This window comes from Erysipelatoclostridium sp. An15, from assembly GCF_002160675.1.
Lineage (GTDB): Bacteria > Bacillota_I > Bacilli_A > Erysipelotrichales > Coprobacillaceae > Thomasclavelia > Thomasclavelia merdavium.
This window is the reverse complement of record NZ_NFLA01000019.1, coordinates 16,092-39,826: the sequence shown is the minus strand read 5'-3', so window position 1 is coordinate 39,826 and position 23,735 is coordinate 16,092. Positions and strand designations below refer to the sequence as shown.

Below are 23,735 nucleotides of genomic sequence, written 5' to 3'. Positions count from 1 at the left end.
TTGGCAATTTCATTTCATTTTAACGCTAATTCAAGAACCTTCTTTTTATTAGTCTCCCCATTTGATAATAACAACCTTTCGAATAATGAAGAGCTAATTTGTCTTTTTAACTCTCTTACTGACCAATTTGCATTAATTGCTTCTTTTTCATAGAAACTACGTTTGTCATCATCAGATATATATAATAATTCGCAATAATGAGTCCAGCTCAATTTTCCAGTCACTGACTGGAAAATTGGATATTTCGTATAGAACATTTTCATGTTATATAAATTAGATTGTGAAAAACCTTTTCCAAATTTATTAGTAAGATTTTTTGAAATAGCAAGTAATTGTTTTTTCCCATATTCACCACGATTATTTTTCAATTCATCTTCAACAATAACACGACCAATATTCCAATAAGCATTTAAAAGTTCATTATTTACTTGTTTTGCGACATTATTTCTAGCATTTGTGATAATACTAGCAATTTCATTTACTAATGCTTCATTGTTTAACAAATTATTTTCCACAATCAACTACTCCTTTCAATATTAATTATTCTTATTATACCCTTATTTTAAAAAGAAAAAAAGAAGCATCTAAACTTCTTACAAAGTCTAAATACTTCTCTAATTTTCTCACAACAATTATTATTAACGTTTTGTTATCTCTTAGTTAGTATACATTAGATAAAAAAACTGATTTTATCATTTATTTTTATACTCTATTTTTAGTTTACTGCTTTATTGCTACCATATTTAGCACAACTCAAATCTTCTCACGTCAACAAACCCTAAAGAAAATCAATACCTTCAATTAACTAAAAAGTTCTGAAATTTAATTGTAGTAAAAGTTTTTCATTACTAAGGTATATTATTCTTACTTAATAATTGTCTTAATAAGTTGCATCATAATATCCTTATCTTCTGGTCTTGACGTTGCTACTAGTATCGTTAAAGTCGCTAAAGCATCATTATTAATTTTTTCTTTTCCACCTTTATATAATGCATTGTTCTTTTCTAAAAAATATAAAAATATTGTTGCTCCAATCCTCTTATTGCCATCAATAAAGCTATGGTTTTTTATATGAAAATATAATAATGCACTTGCTTTGTCTTCAAGTGTTGAATATAAGTCATTTCCTCCAAAACTTTGATATATGGTTGATATACTACTTTTAAATGAATCTGCAAATTGATCTCCTTAATCTACAAACATTGTATTATGTATCAATTTTATACATTCATCATATTGAATAACATATACATCTTTTTGTCCTCCAGGTACTTCTAAACAATGATGATCATAATCATCTAATATTTTAAACCCTCTTTGATAAGCTTTTAAAAACTCTAACATAGCATCACTCGTTGGTAATTTTCCACTTGCGTCTTTATATTGAGCAAGTATTCTTGTGATGTATTCAATATCTTGAAAATGTCTATCATTAACAACATATCCTTTTAATAAGTATTCTCCCAATATATTATTAGCCCATTTTCTAAAAAGAATACCATTTTTTGATTTTACTCTATAACCCACTGAAATAATAACATCTAAATTATAATAATTTACAATTACATTTGCTATTCTGTCTTTTTTTGTACGAGGATCATACCTTTTTAGTTGTGTTGCAATTTTTGCAACTGAACTAATTTCATCTAATTCTCCTTCTTTAAAAATGTTAGATATATGTCTAGAAATAGTTGATTTATTTTTATCAAATAATTCACTCATTTGATCTAAAGTTAACCATACAGTATTATCATCATGACTAACTTTAACTTCTAATTTTAATTCTCCATTTTCAAAAGTAATTAATTCATTATTTTTAATCATATCATTCATAATATCACCTTCTTCATTTAAAATTTAATTAATTATTTTATTATATAACTAACTCACTCTTATTTCATTAAAAAATACAAAAAAAGATCCAAGATAAACTTGAATCTTTTTTGTATTTGTTTGAAATTATCTTTTTGAGAATTGTGGAGCACGTCTTGCTTTTTTAAGACCATATTTTTTACGTTCTTTAACACGTGCATCACGAGTAAGGAATCCAGCAGCTTTTAAAGTTGGTCTATAATCAGAACCAGCTTCTAATAATGCTCTTGAGATACCATGACGGATAGCTCCAGCTTGTCCTGAATATCCACCACCATAAACATTTACTTTTACATCAAATTGATTAGTTGTATTAGTTAATTCTAATGGTTGATTAACAATCATTAATAATACATCTGATGGTAAATAATCTTTTGCTGGTTTATCATTAATTGTAATATTTCCTGTACCAGGTGTTAAAATAACTCTAGCTACAGAAGTTTTTCTACGTCCAGTTCCACGATATTGTACATTTGCCATTGTTCTCTCTTACCCCCTTACCCTTTGATTTTTAACTCTTCAGGATTTTGTGCTGCATGTGGATGTTCACTTCCAGCATAAACAAATAATTTCATACCTTGTTTTCTACCTAATGTATTATGTGGTAACATACCTTTTACTGCTGCTTCAACCCAACCAGTTGGATTTTTTTCTTTGAATTGGCGTGCAGTTTTAACTTTTAAACCACCAAGCCAACCTGAATGATGATAATATTTAACTGAATCTAATTTTTTACCAGTCATTACTACTTTGTCAGCATTTACAATAATCACATAATCACCAGTGTCTACATGTGGTGTATAAGTAGGTTTATGTTTACCTCTTAACACTTTTGCTACTTCTGATGCTAAACGTCCTAAAGTTAATCCTTCAGCATCAACTACGTACCATTTTCTTTCGATTGTGGCTGCATTAGCCATAGTTGTTTGTCTCATTTTTTCTTCTCCTTTATCCTTACCGGGGACTTAGGTTCATAAGAACATTCTCATTATAAACACTTCATAATCCAATGTCAATTATTTTTACAAATTATCTTGTTATTTTCATAGATTTTTTGTCTTTTTCTAGTTTTAAAATAAACCCTATTTTTTATTGTAGTCAAGATAATTTTTTTTTTTAATATTTTTGTTCAAATTAAATATTTTCTATATAAATTATAACCCAATATCATCCATCATAAATATATTTACCTTGTATAATAACCATAAAAAATGCCGGCACTGAGCCGGACATTTTTTATTTTAGATAATGATATTATCAGCAGTCTATCATATCTATATTTTTATATTAGCATCTTTTTCTTTTTTTGAATAATACTACTCCTGCAGCAGACATAGTTAATACAAATAATGCTGTACCAATCGCTGCATCATCACCTGTTTTTACTGCAGTTGATGAATTTGATCCTGAATTTGGATCTGAAGGTGTTACACCAGGATCAGTTGTAGTATCATTTTTTACCAATCCAGCGATAGCTTCGTTTAATCTAGCATAAGCAGATTGAATTGCTTCTTTATCTCCAGATTCTAATGCTGATTTAACATCAGCTAATGCTGCAGATAATTTATTTAATGAATCCTTTGTATAAGCATCTGTCTTACCTACTAAAGAATTACCTTTTTCGATTAAATCATTAACATCTTTTTCATCTACATATTTTTCTAGGTTTGCAATTGCATTATTTAATGCTTGAATAGCATTTGCAACTTCTTCTTTTGTTGCATCAGTATCTTCGAACACTGCTCTAGCTGAAGCTATAGCTTTATCTAAAGCCGCTCTTGAAGCTTTAGTGTATGTGGCATCTTTTCCTACTTCTGCAACTGCATTATTTATTGTATTTTCTAATTCTGTTTTATCAACAGCAACTGCATTTACTGTTACAGTTACAATTTTTGAATATGATCCATTTACAAATTGTACTTCATATTCACCAGTTTCACTTTCAATAACTGTTTCTGGATTTACCCATGACCATCCTTCTGGTAGTGCAATACTTTCTAATTTATTTCCAATAACTCCATTTAATTCAAAGTCACTTGGGAAAGTTCTATCAACTACTGTTAAGATAGCTGTTTTACGAGTAAATTTATAATCAGTATCACGATTTACTCCTCTAACATCATCATATTCGATACCGTTAGGAATTGCAGTATAATGAATATTATATTTACCAGCAGGTAAATTTGCTAAACTTGCTACATCATCTTTACCAGTACATAATAAATCAACAGAAGTTAATCCACCAGTATTTTTAAACATATGTTCATTTTCTACTGAGAAATCAACAAATGTATCATTAGTTGATGTAACTCCTTCTAATAGATCTGGAGTATCTCCTTCAACCATTGTAACATCGCTTACACCATTAAGTTCAGGGGCAGAAGCATAATATTCTTCAGCAGCAGCTTTTTGTTCTGCGTTTTGTGCATAATATACATAATCAATTTGGAATTCAGTTCCTGCTAAACCAGGTACTGTATCACCAGGCCAGTTACCACCCATTGCAAGATTTAATTGAATATATTGTGGGCGATTGAAACATTTTTTAGCTGATTCTCCCCATTGAGGGTTAGTTAAATCTAATGTGTTGTACACAACACCATCTACATACCATTCAATTTTATCTGGAGACCAGTTAATACCGAATACATGATAATCATCATTGAAATCAGTATCATTTGTATACATTTTACCACCTGAACCAGTAGTATCTTGATCCCATTGATCACCGATATCTGGATCATAGAAATGAGCAGTACCCCATACTTGTTTATTTCTATCTTCACCTTCATGACCACCTAATAATTCCATGATATCGATTTCTCCACAACGTGACCATCCATATCCTTGTTGTTTATTAACTTTACCATCAAGTGTGAAATCTGCACCTAAAGTCCAGAATGCTGGGAATGCCCCACGACCTTTAGGTAATTTTGCTCTCATTTCGATTCTTCCATATAAGAATTCTTGTTTACCATGAGTACGAACACTTCCTGAGTTATAAATAACTTTTCTTGATCCGCGAGGATTTGTATATTGATCTTCTTCAGCACGATCAGTAGCTCTTAATACTAAGTTTCCATCCCGCATAAATACATTTTCTTCGCTTTTTACATAATGTTGTTGTTCAACACCACGAATACATCCTAATTCATAGCCCCAAGTATCTGTATCTAATTCATCTTCATTAAATTCTTCAGCCCATACGATGTCATAATCTTCATCTCCAGATGAACTAGCAACTTCATGCATTGAAACATCATCTACATAAATAGGTGCTTCATAAATAGGTCCACTTGCTGAATCAGCCCATTTCATAGCACAAAGTTGAATTTCAGAATAATTTCCTGTATTAAATTTGATTTCTACTTCTTGATAAACTCCTACTTGATCTTGTGAGTTACAAGAAACTGTTGTTCCCTCATTTACTGTTGTTGCCAGGTAGTTAGCTTTTACATTAAAGAAAACTTGCCCACCAACTTTACCAACAGCAATTTTAGCTTTTGCAACATAATCTGTGTTAGGTTTTACCTTAAGTGTTTGATATAATACTGAATCATTTTGGTTTTCTTTTAATAATCCATGATAATTTCCACTAGCTGCAGTTTCTTTTGAATTTAAAACATCTGAATTTTTAAATTGCCAACCAGTTTTATTATCTTCAAAATCGCCATTAGTAATTAAATCTGCTTCAGTAGCTTCACCTGTGTTCAAATCTACTAAATCATATTCTGTGTCAATTGAAGCTGCATCCACATTTACAATATTAGCAGTTGCAAACATGCTACTAACCATACCAAATGTAGCCACCAATGAACACACTTTAGTCATTCTCTTTTGTTTCATATGCTTTTCCCTTTCTCTATAATAGTACCAGTTGTTTTTGATTGATTTGATATTTTATGCTGACTTAAATATCTTCAAAACACATCAACCTCAACGAATACGCTTACATTATATAATGTCTGATATTGTTTGTAAAGATATTTTAGTAAATTTTTACTTATTTAATATGACGGAATTAAATAAATTATGATTAAATAAGCAGTTTTTTAATTATTATTTTGTTATTATATTTAAAATTACGTTTAAGACATATCTTAATACCGTCTTTATAATTTACTAAATTTTTAGTTAAAATATATAACTTCTTTATGATAAAAAGAAAAGATCGCCTAAGCGATCTAATATAGTCTATTTAGAGAAAAATTCCAGTGATAATCTTAACACTTCTTTAATTTGATCAATAGTATCAAAATTATGATTTCCACCTTCAATAGTTACAAACTGCAACTGCTTTCCAAATTTAGGAATATAAATTTTAGAAATATCATATGGAACTGTTTTATCTTCACTTCCATGAATTACTAACAAATCATTTTTATATGTATCTAAATTTTGATAAAAATCACGTGCTAAAATATCATCAACAAAATCTTGAGATATTTCAAATCCACCATGATCATAAAGCCCTTCTTGATTAGGCTCCATTTTTCCTGTTAAATAATCCAGAGCCGCTGGTAAATTAAATGCCGGAGCCCATAAGACCATTTTCTTAATTACATCAGGATATAGCTTTGCTAGTTCGCTAGCAACTGCACCACCCATTGAATGACCCAAAAGATAAACTTCTGTGCAATTTTCCATTTTTAGTGTTTCTTCTAAAATAATTCTAGCACAAGCAAGCTCATCTTTAAAAGTCATATCCTTAAAATTCAAATCACTTTCGCCACTTCCAAGAAAATCAAATCTAAAAGTTGCAATTCCTTTAGCTTCTAACATTCTAGCTAATTGTACATAAGAAAATTTTGTCCCTGTTTTTTGACCAGTAAAACCATGAAAAATTATACAAACCGGATGTTTATCAACATTTGGCTTATGAAAGAAACCACGCATGGTTCCTTTAAATGTTGGAATTTCACAATAATGTTGCATTAATAAATACCGTGCGCTTTTTTAAAGCGATGAATTCCTTTATTGTCTAAATATTGTTGAGTTATAAACCGAATACTATCTTCGTTATAATCGCCTCCGATTTGTACACATGTATCCATAATTTCACTTGTTAAAGCTAACCAGATTTCATCACTAAAATCTTCTGTTGTCACCATTTCTTTTACAATCTTTAAACATTGATCAATATAATCATCTTTATTAATTTCTACTATACCTTCCATTTCATCTACTCCTTTACTAATTCTTTCATCACATAACCCGCAATCATCAATCCTGCTACCGATGGTACAAAACTCATACTTCCCGGTGTACTGCCAGCAACTTTTTGCGGTATTTCTGTTGAATATAAAACCGGACATTTTTTTATAGCGCGTTTTTTCAATTCACGACGCATTACACGTGCGAGCGGACAAACGTTAGTTTTATATATATCATCGATTTTAAAGCTGCCAGGATCCAATTTATTACCAGTTCCCATTGAAGAAATAATTTTTATTCCTCGTTGATTACACTCTTCAATTAAAGCTATTTTAGCCTTAACAGTATCAATGGCATCTACAACAAAGTCACAATCACTAAAAATATCTTCATCACCATTTCCAGGCAAATAAAATTTTTGATATGTGGTAATTTTAAGTAGCGGATTAATATCTAAACAACGTTCTTTAGCCACTTCTACTTTAGCTTTTCCAATCGTGGAATGTAAAGCATATAACTGACGATTAAGATTAGTTATATCTACAATGTCATGATCGACTAAAACCAAAGCTCCAACGCCACCGCGTGCCAAAGCTTCTACCACATAACTACCAACGCCACCAAGTCCAAAAACAGCTACTTTTTTATTTTGAAGTTGTTCAACCCATGATGAACCTACCATTCTTTCTATCCTTGAAAATTGTTCCATAACACACCTCGCATTTATTATAAACTAATCTCCATATTTAATAAAGAAGAGTAAATATTTTTTTATAGTCCAATTAGGTCTAAAAATGTATAGACCAATTCGGTCACCACTATAATAAACTAAGGTGGTGGTTTTATGCGATACAAAAGGATAAGAGATTTACGTGAAGACAAAGATCTAAAACAAAGAGAATTAGCTGAATATTTAAACGTATCACAAAAAACATATTCACGTTATGAACGCGGTGAACGAACCATCGATCCTGAAATCTTAGCTAAATTAGCTACATTTCATGAAACCACTGTTGATTACTTAATCGGTCGTACCGATGATAAAACTGATTATACCAAAAAGAAATCTAATAAACGTTAGATTTCTTTTCATTTTAAAAAGCATTTGAAAAATCAAATGCTTATTCATAATCTGCTGTATATCCTCGCTGATCTAATTCTAATTTAACTACTTGCCAATCATTAATTAAATCACCAAGTTCTTCTTTTATTCTGACAACACCCATCTTATCTTCTGCTCGAATCAACGCCATAATAGTTGGTCCAGCCCCTGATAAATAGGCACCTAGTATTTGCTCATCTTCTTCTAAAACATCCATGATTTCACAATATCCCGCAATCAAGTCACCTCGATAAGGCTGATGTAAACGATCTTTAAAACCAAGTTTTAAACCATCGTCAAAACCATTGATCAATGAGGCAACCATTAAAGCTAAATGCGAAACATTTTTTATAGCATCTGCTCTTGGTAAAACCTGTGGTAAAACTGAACGTGATTGTTCTGTCGATAAAGTAAATGGTGGTATCAAAGCCACAAAACGATAATCATGTTTAACCGGTATATTTAAAGTTAAAACATTTTCTTCTTCCATTACCGAAACTGTAAGTCCCCCAAAAATAGCTGGAGCCACGTTATCAGGATGCCCCTCTATTGCTGTCGCTAATTCAAGAATTTCTTGACGATCTTCAGCTTTATCTTTAAATGCAAAAGCACCTACAATTCCAGCCACAATACAAGTCGAACTACTTCCCAGTCCTCGAGTATATGGCACCTCACCACTGCATTCAATTTTTAATCCTTGATAATCCAAATCACATTTTTTGGCTGCTTGTTTAAAAGCCTGATATGTTAGGTTGTTTTCATTACAAAACTGTTGCGGACATCCAGTAATTTCTAAACCTTTTTCCATCAATTCGAAGGTAAAGGTATTAAACATTGTCAAAGCTACTCCCGCAACGTCAAAACCAGGACCAAGATTAGCACTTGTTGCCGGCACTTTTACTTTTACTTTCATAAAAACCTCCTACATCGCTTCTATTTCTGATTTGATAAAATCAACGATTTCACTTTTATCAATTGCTTGTTTATGCAATACTTCACGATCTTTAATTCCTACTAATGGTTTAGGAATCATAACCCCTGTTTTTTCATGCAATTTATCAATTGCATCATAAACATTTAATTCCTCACCATAAATAGCTTTATATACAGATTCAGGGAATTTATATGGTGAAGCAGTAGCTAACAATACTGTTTTAGTATCATCACCGCTTTCATGTTGATATCTTTTCAATACTCCATAACCAACTGCTGTATGAGTATCTAATAAATAACCCGTTTCATTATAACAAGACTTAATAGTTTCTAATACTTCTTGTTCATTTAAGCACCCTGCTTTAAATTGATCTTTAATTTTTTCAAAAACTTCTTTATCTACTTCATAAACTCCATCCTGGTTAAGTTTATCCATATAACTACGAACTTTATCCCCATCTTTAGTCATAAACCATACTAATCTTTCTAAATTACTAGAAACTAAAATATCCATTGCCGGAGCATTAGTTTTATAAAACTCACGATTAGCATCATATTTACCAGTAGTAAAGAAATCAGTTAAAATATTATTTTTATTTGAAGCGCAAATAAATTTATTAACTGGCAATCCCATTTGTTTAGCAAAATATCCAGCTAAGCAATTACCAAAGTTACCACTAGGTACACAGAAATTAATTTCATCCCCTAATTTAATTTCATTATTACGCACCAATTCAAAATAACTATGGAAATAATAAACAATCTGTGGAATTAATCGCCCTACATTTATTGAATTAGCTGACGATAAAAAGACATTATGTTTATCACTTGCTTCTTTTAATTCTTGTGATCCAAAAGCTTTTTTCACTGCAGTTTGCGCATCATCAAAATTACCATGGATCCCAATTACTTTAACATTATTTCCAGTTTGGCTAACCATTTGCTGCTGTTGAATCATAGAAACACCATCTAATGGATAAAACACTTTAATGCAAGTTCCTGGAACATCTTTAAATCCTTCCAAAGCTGCTTTACCAGTATCCCCACTAGTTGCCGCTAAAATCATAACTTCTCGTTGTTCATTTAATTGTTTTAATGAAAGTGTCATTAAATAAGGTAATAGCGATAATGCCATATCTTTAAAAGCTGCTGTTTGTCCATGGAACAATTCAGCCACAAAAACATCGCCAGCTTTTTTTACTGGAACTACATTTTTAGGAAATAATCCTTTCCCATATGCATTTTTACAAGCTTCATGAATTAATTCTTTTCCATCTTCTGGAACAAAAGTACTTAAAACTTCTGTCGCTAAATCAACATAATCTAATTTCATCAATGCCTCAAGATCCATTTTTGTAAAATCAAAATCCGGCACTAATAAACCACCATCACTACCAATACCTTGAACAATTGCCTGATAAAAATTTATTTCTTTTTGCTGGTTTCGTGTACTTATATATTTTTTTTCCATCCTAGAATCCCCCTATGTGATTTAAATTATTGTATACAATTTATTTATATAAGTCAACATATACTTTATTATAACATAATAAGTAAAATTACTTTGATTACTTCAATTATTATCGTTAATCGTTGACTTATTGTATACAACCGTGGTACTATGTCATAAATCAAAGAATTGGAGGATTAATTATGTTATCGATAGGCATGAATGTAATTGGTATTTTAATAATGCATACCATTATTATGTCTACTGATATATAATTGGTCCTAGTATTAATTTCAAAAATGTTAGGGCCTTTTATTAAAGGCCAATTTTTGTTATATAAGGGGGAATACAATGAAAATCGGAGTAATTGGACTAGGCACAGTTGGTTTTGGAGTTGTCGAAATATTGACTAATGAAAAACAACGCTTAGAACAAGAAATTAAAGAAGAGGTTGTTATCAAATATGGTTGTGGTCTTGAAGAAGTAGATTTGCCTGAAGGAATTATTTATACTAATGATTTTCACGATGTCATCAATGACAAAGAAATTGATGTTGTTGTTGAATTAATTGGTGGTATCAACGTTGCTAAAGAAATTATTCTTGGCGCTATCAACAACGGTAAACATGTCGTTACTGCCAACAAAGCTTTATTGGCTCATCATGGCAAAGAAATTTTCACTGCCGCTAGAGAAAATAATGTCCATATTTTCTATGAAGCAAGCGTTGGTGGCGGAATCCCTGTTTTAGTTGGTCAAAAAGAAAGTTTAATTGCTAATAATACCAAAGAAATTATTGGAATATTAAATGGTACTACAAACTTTATTTTAACATTAATGGAAACAGAAAATCTTGATTTTAACGAAGCATTGACAATTGCCGATGGCTTAGGATATGTTGAAGCGAACCCATCATTAGACTTAGATGGTATCGATGCAGCACATAAAATTTGTATTTTAGCACAAAATGGATTTAAAAAATTCATAGATTTTGATAAAATTTCTGTTAGCGGTATTCGAAATGTAACTAAAGTAGACATGGATTATGCTAAAAAACTAGGTTATCGTTTTAAAATGATCGCTCAAGCAAAAGAAGTCAATAATGGAATTGGAATAGATGTTGCAGCAACCTTAGTTAATAAAAAAGAACTAGTCGCTAATGTTATGGATGCATATAATGTAATAGAGATCGACAATGATTATGTCGAAAACGTTATTTTCTATGGAAAAGGAGCTGGACGTTATGTTACAGCATCTGCCGTTGTTAGTGATATTATTAAAACAACTCAAAAAGAGTACTGGAACCATGATTATCAAGATTGTCAAAACATTTATCCAATCACTAAATCAAAATATTATCTTCGTTGTGACCGACCTATCGATGTAGACTATGAATTATATTTTACCGAAAAACAAGATCATATCTATATCACTCACGAAGTTGAATTAGCAAAGTTGACAACTAGTCTTGGTAATTTAGATTATACAATTTTTAAAGTGAGGGGATAAAATGAACATTATTGTCCAAAAATTTGGCGGAACATCAACACGTTCCCGGGAAACACGTTCAGTGATGTACAACAATATTATTCGAGAAATTAATAACGGCAATAAAGTTGTTGCAGTTGTATCCGCAATGGGTCGCTATGATGATCCTTATGCTACTGATACATTGTTATCAATTGTTAATACTAAACAGTTAACCGATGAAGAAATTGATCGTCTAACTAGTATCGGTGAAACAATTTCTACTTTAGTATGTAAAGGAGAAATGGCCAGTCTTGGTTACAAAACAGCAACTATTACTAACGATGAATTAGGAATTGTAACTGACTCGACTTTTAATAACGCTACAATTAATCAGGTAGAAGGAAAAGATATTATTGAAAAATTAAATTACGCTGATGTCGTATTCTGTCCTGGCTTCCAAGGTCATTCAATTCATGGTAAAATTACTACCCTTGGCCGTGGTGGCAGTGACTTATCAGCTGTTGCAATCGGTGTAGCCGTAGATGCTAGCGAAGTTGAAATTTATAGTGACGTCAATGGTATTTATACAGCTGATCCTAGAATCGTACCTGATGCCATAAAATTAGATTATATTAGTTATGCTGAAATGCTAGAATTATCTAAAAATGGCGCTAAAGTATTAAATCATCGTTGTGTACAGCTTGCCGCTAGTCACAATATTGCAATACATGCCCGTTCTTCATTCGAAGATATCAAAGGGACATATGTTATAGGAGATGAACTTATTATGAAAGAAAATCTTAATCAATTAATTATATCAGGAATTACTGGTTCACAAAACGAAGCTAGAATCACACTTGTAAAAGTTGATGCTACAAACAATAGCGCTGGTAATTTATTCCAGAGAATTGCTGATGCTGGTGTTAATGTTAACGTATTTAACCAGGCTTTAGTTGGTGGCGGTAAAATGGATATTTCTTTAGTTATCAATGACAAAGATGTTCCTGCTGTTATTGAAGTAATGAATGAACTTAAATCACAATTAAATGCTGAACGAACAATTGTCCGCGGTAATATTGGAAAAGTATCGGTAATTGGAGTGGGAATCAAAAATAATCGCGGTATGTTCCAAAAAGCATATAATACTTTAATGGAAAACGAAATCAATGTCGAAATGACATCTTGTTCAGAAATTAATATTTCATGTTATATTGATCGTGATGAAGTAAAAAAAGCTCAGGTTTTATTACACGAAGCTTTTTTAGGAAAAAAAGAAAGGAAGTAATTTAAAATGAAAAAATATAAAGTTGCAATTGTCGGTGCTACAGGTGCAGTTGGAAGAGAAATGCTTAGATGTATTTTTCAATTCAACTTCCCTTTTGAAAGTATCAAACTTTTAGCATCTTCACGTAGTGCTGGAAAAGAAATTGAATTTGAAGGACATAAATTTATTGTTGAAGAATTAACAGAAAATAGTTTTGAAGGTATCGAAGTAGCATTCTGGTCAGCTGGTGGCAGCATTTCTGAAAAATATATGGAATATGCTGTAAAAGCTGGATGTGTTAATATCGATAATACTAGTCATTTTAGAATGGATCCTGATGTTCCATTAGTAGTACCTGAAGTAAATGGTGAAGCTTTAAGAAATCACAAAGGAATTATCGCTAATCCAAACTGTACTACAATTCAAATGGTTAGTGCTTTAAATCGTTTAAATGAATATTTTGATATTGAACGAATCATCGTTTCTACTTATCAAGCAGTATCTGGTGCTGGAGTAGCAGGAATGGAAGAATTATATCGTCAATCTCAAGAAGTATTAGATGGTAAAGAACCGATTGCTAAAACGCTTCCTTGTGCTAGCGATAAAAAGCATTTCCCTATTGCATTTAACTGTATCCCTCAAGTTGATAAATTTGATTTAGATAATCACTTCACTAAAGAAGAAATGAAAATGGTTAATGAAACCAAAAAAATCTTCAATAAAGATATTAAAGTAAATGCGACTTGTGTTCGTGTTCCAGTTTTACGTGGTCATTCTGAATCAGTTTATATCGAAACAAAAAAACCAATTGATATCGATAAAGCATTTGAACTATTAAGAAATTCTACTGGTGTTGAATTATATGATGATGTTGAAAATCAAATCTATCCAATGGCTAACCTTTTTGTTGGTGATGAATTAGTTCATGTTGGACGTGTTCGTAAAGATTTAGATAATCCAAACGCTTTAAGCTTATGGATCGTAGCTGATCAATTAATGAAAGGTGCTGCCTATAATTCAGTTGATATTGGTCTTAAAATGATTGAAATGGGTCTATTATAAAAACAAAAATCCACTATTTGGTGGATTTTTTGTTTAAATAAATATATTAATTATTTTGCAAAGTCAGCTCTCTAGTATAACGACGCATATAATATATAACAATTACTGCTACAATTGCTTCAGTTATCAACATAGCAAACCAGATACTATCACCACCAACAATTGCTGGTAATAAATCATGATTCCACTAATAACTAATCCTCTTAATACCAAAATAAAAAATGAAATTCATGGTTTCATCAAAGATTAGAGATAAAATAATATATTGAAAAAATATTAAATGGTAAAAAACAAACGATAAACCATACCTTCTCATAATTGTCGTATCCATACCAAAGAAATAATCTCCAAAACATTAAAGATCCACCTGCTAATACCGCAATTGTTGCTAGTCCTGGATTATTATCATTTCGTAAAAAAGCCGCTAGCATTTGATTAAACAAAAATAATGGTACAACAAATTTAATCGGTATTAAATATTGTTTAGACAACGGCATTAAACTTGCCTCACCACCAAATAGTGTCAACATTGGCTCATCTAAAAAATAATTACTAATCTTATCATTCCAATTAACAAAGCCAAAATTTTTTCCCTTCTTACTATCCTCTTTGCCTTTGACAATACTTAAAATTACAGAACCCCCAATTCCTATCATCACTCCTAAACTATAGATAATTTTCCAGATTGGTCCTACTACAACCAAGGCCACTGCTTGATCTAGATATTGATACTGATTTACTATAGCCATATCGCCAACACTATATGAACTAATCATAGCATTACCAAAAAGGTCACAAATAACTATTTAAAATCCACTTAATTAATTGTTTTCATTAATATACATTTCTTTCAAAAAAGTCCAATAAAACAATAATATTTTAGCCTCTTACCTTATCTACTAAAAACAAATAACTTTTTGAGTAAACAAAATTAGTATCTAAATGATTTTTTCTGTCAAAATTTCATTAAATATAAATTAAATCTACTATTTTCTTTATTTATTTTTTAGAAAAATCACCCGTTTTGTTTTAGATTAGTTGTCTATACTAATATCGAGGTGAAAGAAATGAGTAAAATTACCGAAAATAAAAAAAATATTTTGATTTTTTTGACTATGGTCATTGCCATGGCTCTAATTTGTTTAATTTTATATAAACCATTTTCTAACTACTTAAATGATCCAGCTATTTTAAAAGAAAAATTAGCAAAATTTGGTAATTGGGGTAAATTAATGTTAATTTTTGCAATGACCATTCAAGTTATTTTTGTATTTCTACCAGGTGAAATTATTGAAGTAGCTGCCGGCTTTTGTTATGGTACAATTCCTGGATTAATAATTTGTCTAACAGGTTCTATCATTGGCAGCATCTTTATCTATTGGTTTATTGAAAAATTTGGTTTGAATTTTGTTAAAAAATTTTTTGATTTAAAAAAGTTTCATGAAGTTGCTTTTTTAAAAAAAGAGAAAAATCTTGAATTAATCATTTTTATTATTTTTTTTATTCCCGGCACTCCAAAAGATCTTTTAACCTACATTGCACCATTTACAAGAATCAAGCTTAAAACATTTCTTTTACTAACCACTTTTGCTAGGATACCATCAGTAATTACTAGTACGATTGGTGGAAATGCCCTATCCAATCAAAACTATCGCTTTACAATTTTAGTCTTTGTAATTACCGGTCTTATATCTTTAATCGGTTTAATTTGTTACAATTTTTATATCAAAAAAAAGAATCTTTAGAAAATCTTTGGAAATCATTTCTACTATTCTTAATATATTCATTCTATAATATAGAAGGTGAAAGGAAGTAGAAAAATGACTCAAGATAATATTTTAGTAGTTGAAGATGAAATTGAAATTGCTAAAGCAATTGCTATTTATCTAAAATCACAAAACTATAATGTATATATTGCTCATAATGGCAAAGAAGGAATCGAAATTATCGAAAATAACACTATTCATTTAGCAATCGTTGATATCATGATGCCAATAATGGATGGAATTGAAATGACAATGAAAGTACGAGAAAAACATGATTTTCCAATTATTTTCTTATCAGCAAAATCTGAAGATATTGATAAAATTACTGGTTTAAATATTGGTGGTGACGATTATGTAACTAAACCATTTGTCCCAATGGAGCTATTAGCCAGAGTTTCTTCGCAATTAAGACGATATCATAAATATTTAGACATGGTAAATAAAAATACTGTTGAAAGCAATAAATATGTTGTTGGTGGACTAGAGTTAGATCTTGATACTAAAGAAGTTAGTGTTGATGGTAAACTGATAAAAGTAACACCAATCGAATTAAAGATTCTTGAACTGTTAATGAAACAGCCTGGGCGGGTTTACTCAAGTGAACAAATATATGAAAATGTTTGGCATGAAACAGCTATAAATACCGAAACAGTAATGGTGCATATTCGCAATCTACGCGAGAAAATTGAAATCAATCCAAGTAATCCACAGTATTTAAAAGTAGTCTGGGGTGTTGGATATAAAATCGAAAAAATGTAGAGGTGATTAAATTGAATAAAAAGAAAATATTATTCAGTATTTTAACGATTATCATTTTACTTATTAGTAGTATCGGTGTTTATTCTTGCTATCAAATAACTAAAGATGGGAATGAAACTGTTGATTTTAACCAAAACTATGTTCTTTATGACATACTAGATACTGTTTATCCAATCAGCTTTGAACTTGATAATGTTGGTAAAGAAGGTATTAATAAATATATTACTGCTAATGAAACAACGACTAATTCATTTTATCAAAGTAATATTATTTATAATTTAGAAAGAATGGATAGTAAAAAGAATATTATCTATTATGCCACTGGTAATAATAATATTTCATCAAACACTAATGATAATTTAGCTAATATTCAAAACGATAAAAATTTACAAGACAAATATCAATGGTATGTAATGCTTAACTTTGATGAAAACGGAATATTATCATATGATTCTTTAGGTAATGATAAATCCGTAAAACAAAATTTTGAATTAATCTGGAATAATTACAAACAATCTAATTTTGATTATCTCTATTATGATGGCAGCGACTGGACCTTAAATAACCCAAGTAATTTTACTATTTATTTAGCGGTCCCTCAAAATATTATTACTGATTCTGAAGATTCTATTGCTTATGAAGCTTCTAATTTAGTAATCGAAAATATTATTCCAATTGCCTTATGTGCCATTGTCGTAGTTTGTATTTATATTCTAATTTATCCATATGAAACCGAAAAAGAAATTGGTATATTTAAATATCCTGCTAAAATCAAACTCGAACCACTAGCTATTTTAATTGCCGTAGCATTTGCTGGGATAATAGTTGTTATTTATAGTTTAATTGTTGATTTTAGTAATGGCTATTATTTATCAAGACTAAATTCTATTGGGTTAACTGATTATAGTGAAGCAATTATTGCCACTATGAATGTTGTTGCCTGGATGGGACTTTTATACTTAGCCATGTTTACAATCTTCTACTTAAAATCTTATTTTAAAGAAGGTTTTGTTAATTCTTTAAAGAAAAATACTATCTGTGCCTGGATTTTAAAAACTATAAAACATTTAATTGATAAAGCTGCTAATTTTGATTTTAATGATGATATCAATAAAACAATTCTTAAAATAGTAGTAGTTAACTGTATTATTGTTTCTATTATTTGTTGTTTTTTTACTTTTGGTATTTTCTTTACTTTAATCTATTCAGCTATTCTATTTTATATATTGAAAAATAAATTTAAAGATTTCCAAAAAAATTATCAGGTTTTACTAACTGCAGTAAAAAGACTTTCAAATGGTGATTTTGATGTCGAAGTCCATCAGGATATTGGTATTTTCAATTCTTTAGGACATGAATTTACTAATGTAAAAAACGGTTTTGAAAAAGCTGTTAACGAAGAAGTTAAATCACAGAAAATGAAAACAGAATTAATTTCTAATGTATCTCATGATTTAAAAACACCATTAACATCAATTATTACTTATATTGATTTATTAAAAAATGAAGATCTTGATAAACAACAGCAAAGAGAATACATTAATACTTTAGATCGTAATGCTTTAAGACTTAAAAATTTAATCGATGATTTATTTGAGGTAGCTAAAGTAAATAGTGGCGATGTGAAGTTAAATATAGTTCCTGTTGATATTATTGCATTAATTCAACAAGCAAAATTTGAATTAGAAGATCAATTTAACGCAAAAAATTTAATTTTTAAAACTAATTATCCTGATGAAAAAATCATTTTAAATCTTGATAGTTCTAAAACATATCGAATATTCCAAAACTTATTAACAAATATTAGTAAGTACGCTCTTGAAAATACTCGAGTTTACATTGATATTATAAAAGAAGATAATCAGGTTAGCATCTCATTTAAAAACATTTCTGCTGATGAAATTAAAGTTTCAGAAGCTAAATTAGTAGAGAGATTTGTTCAAGGTGATACTTCTAGAAATACTAGTGGCAGTGGATTAGGTTTATCGATTGCTAAAAGCTTCACCGAACTTCAACACGGTACTTTTAATATCAACGTTGATGGTGATTTGTTTAAAACAACTGTAATTTTCAACCTAAAATAAGGGGATTTTTTCCCCTTATTTATTTTTAAATTTTTTTAATAGACCAACACCAATTGGATATGGTCCTGTATGAACACCAATCGTTGCACCAATCTGGCGTAGTGGAATATCACAGTCATAATTAGGATCATAAGTTTTCAATTTTTCTATAAACTGTTCTTTAAATTCCTGTCCTTCATCTTTATCGTAGCCAAATCCTACTGCAAATCGATATTCATTTAGATTAAGATTCATTTCCTGTAAATAATTAATTATTTGTTCCATTACTTTAGCTTTAGATTTTTTGCGGCCACGAGTAATACCATTATTAAAAATTTCACCTTCTTTTAATAAAATCAATGGTTTTATTCCTAATGCTCCAGCGGCAATACCCGATAATTTACCAACACGACCACCATGAATCAAATAATCCATACTGCCAATTGTAAAAAAGATTCGTCCCGTACTTTTTATATCATTAATAAAAGCAACTGTTTCTTCAAAAGACGCTCCACTGTTTTTCTTAGCAACTGCTTCTTCAACTAGCATTCCTTGTAAAACAGTATTAACAGTTGCATCAATAACTTCAATTTTTACATCTGGATAGTCTTCTAATAAAATTTCTTTAGCATTAATAGCTGAATTATATGAGCCAGAAAATTTTGTTGTAATACAAATACAAATAATATCAATCTTTTTAGCAGCTAATGGTTTAAATGCATCTAAATAATCTTGAATTGATGGCATTGAAGTTTTAGGAAATACTTTAGGATTATCAACCATAAATTGATAAAACTCTCTAATTCCTAATTCTGCTATTTCTTTTTGATAATTAACTCCATCTAAAGAAATATAAAATGGTACGACATCTACATCCAGTTTCTTTGTTAAATCGATACCTAAATCACAAGATCCATCTGTTACAATTCTATACATTTTCATCCCTCATCTCTATATTAGTATAATTATACCACTAACTTATTAAGAAATGATGAATTTTTATAATAAAAAGCAATGAATGAACATTGCTTTTTAAATATTATAGAATTTTATCAACCATTGGTAAAACAATTTTAAATGTAGTCCCCTCATTAAGCTTACTAGATAGATGAATATTACCATGATAATATTGTACGATATGTTTAACAATAGCTAACCCTAGTCCAGTACCACCTGTTTCCTTATCGCGCCCTTGATCGCATCTAAAGAATCTTTCAAATACTCGACCTTGATCTATTTTAGAAATACCTCTACCAGTATCACTCACTACAATAATAATATTTGTTTCAGATTGATGAGCTTCGATTGTTATACTTCCATTTTCAACATTATATTTAATTGCATTAGTTATTAAATTACTTAATAACTGATACATATGCTGATGATTAGAAATATAAGTTATATCTTCTACATTTTTAGTCACTGTTAAATGACGCTTGTCGATTTCAACTTGCATTGTATCAACAATTTCATCAACTAACGGCATTAAATGAACTGGATGTTTAATAACATCAATATCTTTATTTTCTAATCGAGAAATCATTAAAATGTCATTAATCAAATTAGACATATTATCAACTTCGTCATGGATTTTATCTAATGCTTTCTTTTTAGCGCCCTCATCATTGATAACTCCAGCTTCCAGCAATTCACTATAACCACGTATAGAAGTAATAGGTGTTTTTAATTCATGAGAAACATTAGAGAAAAATTCCTGTCTCATTTTCATAGAGTTATGTTGTTCTGTAACATTAACAAACAGTAATGTTACTCCATAATCTACTTTAGCTACATAGCAGTTATAAAATTCTTTTTCTTTTTCAATTTCCACTATTTGTCTTTCAGTAGATAAATGATCTAAAGCATTTATTATTTTAAAATCAAAGATAAAATCCTTTATTGAACGATTTAATTTAATTGTATTACCATATAATTTTTGTGCCTTACGATTCACCATCAAAACATCAAAATTACTATCTAATAAAATAAATCCTTCTTTCATTTGATCAAGAATGCCGTTTATTTTAATTCGTTCTTCTTTTAATGTTTTCATAGTATCATGAATTGTTTTGGCCTGTTCTTCCAATTTATAAGCAATAATATTAAATTCATCATATTTATAATCGTCGAATTCTAATTCGCGATAATCTTTCATTTTCATTACTTGAGTTGTAATTTCTTGAAGTGGTGCTGTTAGCGTATTAGCAAAACGCTTTGATAATATTAAAGCAATTACTAACGATATTACAGCTCCTATTCCAAGTGGTTTGATTAAAACTGGTAAATAATCAAAAATCCCATCATAAGGTAACGACAAACGAACAATATAATCATCATTAAATACAGCCACATAAAGCATATTTTGATGTGTTGTTTGTGAATAACGAGTTGCATAACCTACCCCATCGCTTAAAGCTTCTCTAACTTCTTCACGACCGCGATGATTTTCTTCAATTGATTCTTCATCACTATCAGCTAAAACATCGCCATCTGTATCAATAATTGTTAGACGGGTATTATCATTATATGCCAGGTCATTTAAAGGAACGACTTGTTCCTTTAAATCCTGTTTATCATCTAATTGATACTCTATTAGTTTTACTGCATAAAGCATATCATGCTCAGTATTTTCAAGTAATTGATTGGATAAAATGACCATTGATACACTACTTGATAATATTAATGTAATTAATAAAACGGTTAAAAAATAGCGAAATATTGTCTTATTCACTATCAGCATCCTCCTCGTAGAAACGATATCCAACACTACGAACCGTTCTGATATATTTATGACCATCATCCTTTAATTTACTTCTTAAAGCACGAATATGAACATCTAGAGCTCGTGATTCACCGATAAAATCATATCCCCAGATTTCATTTAATAATTCTTCTCTTTCTACAACACGGTGCTTATTATCCATTAAATATACTAACAATAAATATTCTTTATTAGTTAGTTCTAAATTTTGACCATCTAATTTAACAGTTCTTGTCTGTTTATCAACCATTAAATGTTTAGTTTTGATTACATCGCTAGTTTTATGCCGTCTTAGCAGCGAACGTACTCGGGCTTGTAATTCAAGAATTCCAAATGGTTTGGTCATATAATCATCAGAACCACTATCTAAACCATTTACTTTATCAATTTCACGATCTTTAGCACTAAGAATTAAAATTGGTAATTCATTATTAGTTTCTCTAATCTTAACAATTGCATCAAGTCCACTCATTTTTGGCAACATTAAATCAAAGATTGCCAAATCCGGTGCATTTTTATCAATTTCTGCTAATGCATCAATAGCATTATCAAATTGCACTACTTCATAGCCATTGCTTACAAGTGCTAAATTAATTATTTCGCGAATATTTTCATCATCTTCAATTACAAATATACGTTCTGCCATTTTATACCTCCTAAATCAAACGATAATTGTCTACTGACCCTGTTTGATTAAATTCAACCCATTCACAAATATTAACAGCATGATCACCAATTCTTTCGAAATATTTAGCAATCATTAAGAAATTAATTACTAAATCAATATTTTCTGCTGTTTCATTAACTATTTGAGTTAATTCTACCTTAACCTCTTTAAATAGTCCATTCATTTTTTCTTCCATATTCTTGATTTCTTTAGCTTTTTCTAAGCTAGATTGATGGAAAGCTTCAACTGAACCTTTTACCATCTCCTTAGCTAAAGCAGCCATATTAGGTATATGTTCTACCATTTTGTATGGACATGTTACATCAGTATCTAACAAGATTTCGGCAATATCAGCACCTTGATCGCCAATTCTTTCTAAGTCAGTTACTACTTTTAATGCTGTTGAAACATTTCTTAAATCACTAGCAACTGGCTGTTGTTTTAAAATCAGTGATAGACAACGTGCTTCAATTGTTCTTTCCATATCATTAATAACTTTGTCGCCTGAAATAATATCACGACATAGTTCACGATCACCGCTTTTAAAAGCAACAATACAATTTTCAATTGCTAAAACAACTAAATGACACATTTTATCTAAATCAACGTGTAATTTATTTAAATCATTTTCAAAATTACTTCTTAACATGTTAATCTCCTATCCAAATCTTCCGGTAATATAATCTTCAGTTCGCTTATCTTTTGGCATACCAAAGACATCTTTTGTCTTACCATATTCTACCATTTCTCCAACCAAGAAGAAAGCAGTATAATCAGCAATACGACTAGCTTGTTGCATATTGTGAGTTACAATTGCAATAGTATATTTATCTTTTAATTCTAATAATAATTCTTCAATTTTCAAAGTTGAAATTGGGTCCAAAGCACTAGTAGGTTCATCTAATAAGATTACTTCTGGTTCAACAGCTAATGCTCTAGCAATACATAAACGTTGTTGTTGCCCACCGGATAAACCTAAAGCACTTGTATGCAAACGATCTTTAACTTCATCATATAAAGCTGCAGCTTCCAATGAATCTTTAACGATTTTATCTAATGTCTTTTTATTTTTAATACCATGAATTCTTGGTCCATAAGCAATGTTATCATAAATACTCATTGGAAATGGATTTGGTTGTTGAAATACCATACCAACTTTTTTTCTTAATACAGTAGTATCAACACGACTATCATAGATATCTTCACCATCTAAAGTAACACTTCCTGTAATTTTTACATCTTTAACATAGTCATTCATACGATTTAAAGTCTTTAAAAATGTAGACTTTCCACAACCTGAAGGACCTATAAAAGCAGTAATTTTATTTGTTTTAATATCTAGATTAACATTTTTTAAAGCATGTTTTTCACCATAGTATAAATCTAGATTTCTTGCTTCGATTTTATTTTCCATT

At 30.1% G+C, this 23,735-nt stretch carries 24 protein-coding genes; 7 read left to right on the top strand and 17 right to left on the bottom strand.

Annotated elements, in window-relative coordinates:
* Positions 1–14: 14 nt before the first annotated feature.
* From B5E92_RS15825 to B5E92_RS07725, 9 genes are all read right to left on the bottom strand, one after another.
* Positions 15–515 (bottom strand): DUF1016 N-terminal domain-containing protein, encoded by a 501-nt coding sequence (locus B5E92_RS15825; protein WP_239406425.1) that lies wholly within the window; start codon positions 513–515, stop codon positions 15–17.
* Between the two features lie 349 nt (positions 516–864).
* A complete protein-coding gene (locus B5E92_RS15820; protein ID WP_255376203.1) occupies positions 865–1,146 on the bottom strand; it encodes a type II toxin-antitoxin system death-on-curing family toxin in 282 nt (93 codons plus the stop codon).
* 42 nt (positions 1,147–1,188) lie between these two features.
* Positions 1,189–1,833 (bottom strand): RhuM family protein, encoded by a 645-nt coding sequence (gene rhuM / locus B5E92_RS07755; RefSeq protein WP_239406424.1) that lies wholly within the window; start codon positions 1,831–1,833, stop codon positions 1,189–1,191.
* Positions 1,834–1,959: 126 nt separating this feature from the next.
* Positions 1,960–2,352: a 30S ribosomal protein S9 gene (gene rpsI, locus B5E92_RS07750; protein WP_087300849.1), complete on the bottom strand. Its 393-nt coding sequence runs from the start codon at positions 2,350–2,352 to the stop codon at positions 1,960–1,962.
* Between the two features lie 17 nt (positions 2,353–2,369).
* Complete coding sequence (gene rplM, locus B5E92_RS07745) at positions 2,370–2,807, bottom strand: 50S ribosomal protein L13 (RefSeq protein WP_087300847.1); 438 nt, start codon at positions 2,805–2,807, stop codon at positions 2,370–2,372.
* 352 nt (positions 2,808–3,159) lie between these two features.
* Complete coding sequence (locus tag B5E92_RS07740; RefSeq protein ID WP_087300845.1) at positions 3,160–5,718, bottom strand: family 16 glycosylhydrolase; 2,559 nt, start codon at positions 5,716–5,718, stop codon at positions 3,160–3,162.
* Positions 5,719–6,066: 348 nt separating this feature from the next.
* Complete coding sequence (locus tag B5E92_RS07735) at positions 6,067–6,807, bottom strand: alpha/beta hydrolase (protein WP_087300843.1); 741 nt, start codon at positions 6,805–6,807, stop codon at positions 6,067–6,069.
* Positions 6,807–7,049, bottom strand: a complete 243-nt coding sequence (locus tag B5E92_RS07730) for a hypothetical protein (RefSeq protein WP_087300841.1) — start codon at positions 7,047–7,049, stop codon at positions 6,807–6,809. The genes B5E92_RS07735 and B5E92_RS07730 overlap by 1 nt, the downstream gene beginning before the upstream one ends.
* Before the next feature lie 5 nt (positions 7,050–7,054).
* The gene (locus tag B5E92_RS07725; RefSeq protein WP_087300839.1) at positions 7,055–7,735 is read right to left on the bottom strand and encodes a ThiF family adenylyltransferase; all 681 of its coding nucleotides are present in this window, start codon (positions 7,733–7,735) and stop codon (positions 7,055–7,057) included.
* 135 nt (positions 7,736–7,870) lie between these two features.
* Between B5E92_RS07725 and B5E92_RS07720 the strand changes: the two genes are divergently transcribed.
* Positions 7,871–8,107, top strand: coding sequence for a helix-turn-helix domain-containing protein (locus B5E92_RS07720; RefSeq protein ID WP_087300837.1), 237 nt, complete (start codon positions 7,871–7,873; stop codon positions 8,105–8,107).
* 40 nt (positions 8,108–8,147) lie between these two features.
* Here the strand turns inward: B5E92_RS07720 and thrB are convergent, their stop codons facing one another.
* Both thrB and thrC read right to left on the bottom strand, forming a co-directional pair.
* On the bottom strand, positions 8,148–9,041 hold the full coding sequence (gene thrB, locus B5E92_RS07715) for a homoserine kinase (protein ID WP_087300835.1): 894 nt from the start codon (positions 9,039–9,041) through the stop codon (positions 8,148–8,150).
* Positions 9,042–9,050: 9 nt separating this feature from the next.
* Positions 9,051–10,532 (bottom strand): threonine synthase, encoded by a 1,482-nt coding sequence (thrC, locus tag B5E92_RS07710; protein WP_087300833.1) that lies wholly within the window; start codon positions 10,530–10,532, stop codon positions 9,051–9,053.
* Positions 10,533–10,862: 330 nt separating this feature from the next.
* Between thrC and B5E92_RS07705 the strand changes: the two genes are divergently transcribed.
* From B5E92_RS07705 to B5E92_RS07695, 3 genes are read left to right on the top strand one after another with little or no spacing between them, the layout of a single operon-like run.
* Entirely contained in the window at positions 10,863–12,017 is a 1,155-nt protein-coding gene (locus B5E92_RS07705) for a homoserine dehydrogenase (protein WP_087300830.1), read from the top strand.
* 1 nt (position 12,018) lies between these two features.
* Positions 12,019–13,263 carry an aspartate kinase gene (locus tag B5E92_RS07700; RefSeq protein ID WP_087300827.1) on the top strand — a complete coding sequence of 415 codons (1,245 nt, stop codon included), beginning with the start codon at positions 12,019–12,021 and terminating at the stop codon, positions 13,261–13,263.
* A gap of 6 nt (positions 13,264–13,269) precedes the next feature.
* Positions 13,270–14,304, top strand: coding sequence for an aspartate-semialdehyde dehydrogenase (locus B5E92_RS07695; RefSeq protein ID WP_087300826.1), 1,035 nt, complete (start codon positions 13,270–13,272; stop codon positions 14,302–14,304).
* A gap of 239 nt (positions 14,305–14,543) precedes the next feature.
* On the opposite strand, the gene B5E92_RS07690 is transcribed toward B5E92_RS07695, so the two are convergent.
* Positions 14,544–15,080 (bottom strand): hypothetical protein, encoded by a 537-nt coding sequence (locus B5E92_RS07690; protein WP_204245249.1) that lies wholly within the window; start codon positions 15,078–15,080, stop codon positions 14,544–14,546.
* Between the two features lie 291 nt (positions 15,081–15,371).
* On the opposite strand from B5E92_RS07690, the gene B5E92_RS07685 reads away from it, so the two are divergent.
* From B5E92_RS07685 to B5E92_RS07675, 3 genes are all read left to right on the top strand, one after another.
* Entirely contained in the window at positions 15,372–16,049 is a 678-nt protein-coding gene (locus B5E92_RS07685; protein ID WP_087300824.1) for a TVP38/TMEM64 family protein, read from the top strand.
* Between the two features lie 75 nt (positions 16,050–16,124).
* Positions 16,125–16,829, top strand: coding sequence for a response regulator transcription factor (locus B5E92_RS07680; protein WP_087300822.1), 705 nt, complete (start codon positions 16,125–16,127; stop codon positions 16,827–16,829).
* Positions 16,830–16,840: 11 nt separating this feature from the next.
* Positions 16,841–18,913 carry a sensor histidine kinase KdpD gene (locus tag B5E92_RS07675; RefSeq protein WP_087300820.1) on the top strand — a complete coding sequence of 691 codons (2,073 nt, stop codon included), beginning with the start codon at positions 16,841–16,843 and terminating at the stop codon, positions 18,911–18,913.
* A gap of 15 nt (positions 18,914–18,928) precedes the next feature.
* On the opposite strand, the gene B5E92_RS07670 is transcribed toward B5E92_RS07675, so the two are convergent.
* From B5E92_RS07670 to pstB, 5 genes are all read right to left on the bottom strand, one after another.
* Positions 18,929–19,828: a DegV family protein gene (locus tag B5E92_RS07670; protein WP_087300818.1), complete on the bottom strand. Its 900-nt coding sequence runs from the start codon at positions 19,826–19,828 to the stop codon at positions 18,929–18,931.
* Positions 19,829–19,931: 103 nt separating this feature from the next.
* Positions 19,932–21,632, bottom strand: coding sequence for an ATP-binding protein (locus B5E92_RS07665; RefSeq protein ID WP_239404312.1), 1,701 nt, complete (start codon positions 21,630–21,632; stop codon positions 19,932–19,934).
* Positions 21,616–22,299: a response regulator transcription factor gene (locus B5E92_RS07660; protein WP_087300816.1), complete on the bottom strand. Its 684-nt coding sequence runs from the start codon at positions 22,297–22,299 to the stop codon at positions 21,616–21,618. The genes B5E92_RS07665 and B5E92_RS07660 overlap by 17 nt, the downstream gene beginning before the upstream one ends.
* Positions 22,300–22,309: 10 nt before the next feature.
* Entirely contained in the window at positions 22,310–22,969 is a 660-nt protein-coding gene (gene phoU / locus B5E92_RS07655; protein WP_087300814.1) for a phosphate signaling complex protein PhoU, read from the bottom strand.
* Positions 22,970–22,978: 9 nt separating this feature from the next.
* On the bottom strand, positions 22,979–23,734 hold the full coding sequence (gene pstB, locus B5E92_RS07650; RefSeq protein WP_087300812.1) for a phosphate ABC transporter ATP-binding protein PstB: 756 nt from the start codon (positions 23,732–23,734) through the stop codon (positions 22,979–22,981).
* Between the last annotated feature and the right edge of the window lies 1 nt (position 23,735).